Origin of the sequence: Kitasatospora sp. NPDC057512 (assembly GCF_042802135.1) — a bacterium.
Classification (GTDB): domain Bacteria; phylum Actinomycetota; class Actinomycetes; order Streptomycetales; family Streptomycetaceae; genus Kitasatospora.
This window is the reverse complement of the sequence record NZ_JBHVET010001200.1, coordinates 1-1,464: the sequence shown is the minus strand read 5'-3', so window position 1 is coordinate 1,464 and position 1,464 is coordinate 1. Positions and strand designations below refer to the sequence as shown.

General features: G+C 75.5%; 2 protein-coding genes. Both read left to right on the top strand.

The window, feature by feature from the left end:
• On the top strand, nucleotides 1-661 hold a 661-nt coding region (locus ACFU6K_RS38900), incomplete at its 5' end, for an ABC transporter ATP-binding protein (protein WP_380671379.1).
• On the top strand, nucleotides 654-1,451 hold the full coding sequence (locus ACFU6K_RS38895; protein WP_380671377.1) for an ABC transporter ATP-binding protein: 798 nt from the start codon (nucleotides 654-656) through the stop codon (nucleotides 1,449-1,451). The genes ACFU6K_RS38900 and ACFU6K_RS38895, both read left to right, overlap by 8 nt.
• Nucleotides 1,452-1,464 lie beyond the last annotated feature (13 nt).

Sequence of the window (1,464 nt, the reverse complement as noted above, 5' to 3'; positions counted from 1 at the left end):
GGCCGCCATCAACCCGCTGCGCCGCGTCGGCGACTTCCTCACCGAGGGCGTCCGCCTCGGCGGCCGGACGAGCCGGGAGGACGCCGACCGGCGCGCGGTCGAACTGCTCGACGCCGTGGGCCTCGGCCCGGAACTGCTGCGCCGCTACCCCGGCCAGCTGTCCGGCGGCATGCTCCAACGCGTCATGATCGCCGCCGCGCTGATGGGCGACCCGGTCCTGCTGCTCGCCGACGAGCCCACCACCGCGCTCGACGTCACCAGCCAGGCCGAGGTCGTCGCCCTCCTCGGCCGGCTGCGCCAACGCTTCGGCACCGGCCTGCTGTTCGTCACCCACGACCTCGGCCTCGCCGCCGCCATCAGCGACCGGGTCCACGTCATGTACGCCGGCCGGATCGTCGAGAGCGGCCCCGCCGCGGCGCTCTTCGCCCGGCCCCGCCACCCCTACACCGCCGCGCTGCTGGCCGCCACCCCGGGGCTGGACCCCAGGGGCGGTCGACTCGCCGCCATCGACGGCCAACCACCGGACCTGCGCGAGGAGTTGACAGGCTGCGCGTTCGCCCCCCGGTGCCCCCGCGCGATCGGCCTGTGCCGCGAGGAGACCCCGGCGCCGGGCCCGGTCGCCTGCCACCACCCGCTCGAAGGGAGCCGCCCCGATGCCTGAGGCCGTACTGGAGGTCACCGGACTGTGCCGGACCTTCGGCACCGTACGGGCGGTGGACGACGTCTCCTTCACCCTCGCGGCCGGCGGATCGCTCGGCATCGTGGGCGAGTCCGGCTCCGGCAAGACGACCACCGCCCGGATCGTCGTCGGCCTCGAACAGGCCGACGAGGGACGGGTCGCCGTCCGGGGCCGGGCCCGGGCCGGCCGGGTGCGGGGGAGGGCCGGGCGGCTGGCCCGCGCCCGCGAGGTCCAGATGGTCTTCCAGGACCCGTACCTCTCCCTGGACCCGCGCACCAGCGTCGAGGACGTGCTGCGCGAGACCCTGCGGCTGCACTTCCCCGGCACCGACCACGCGGCCCGCGTCCGCGAACTCCTCGACCAGGTCGGCCTCGGCACCCGGGCGGCCGACGCGCTGCCCCGGCAGCTCTCCGGCGGCCAGCGCCAACGCGTCGCCATCGCAAGGGCGTTGGCCGTCCAGCCGGCCGTCCTGGTGCTGGACGAGGCGGTCGCCGCGCTGGACGTCTCCGTGCAGGCGCAGGTCCTCAACCTGCTCTCCGACATCCGCGAACGGACCGGCATCGGCTACCTGTTCATCACCCACGACCTCGGCGTCGTCCGCTGCGTCACCGACGAGGTCGTCGTGATGCGCCACGGACGGATCGTCGAATCCGGCCCCACCGCCCACGTCCTGGACTCCCCGCAGCACGCCTACACCCGGCTGCTGCTGGAGTCCGTCCCCCGGCCCGGCTGGGATCCCGACCGGATCGCCGCCGCGCGCAGCGCCTTGTAAGACGGCCCCGGCC

Excerpts from the sequence above, each read along its gene's own strand:
- ACFU6K_RS38895 (WP_380671377.1), top strand. The coding sequence starts at position 654 with ATGCCTGAGGCCGTACTGGAGGTCACCGGACTGTGCCGGACCTTCGGC.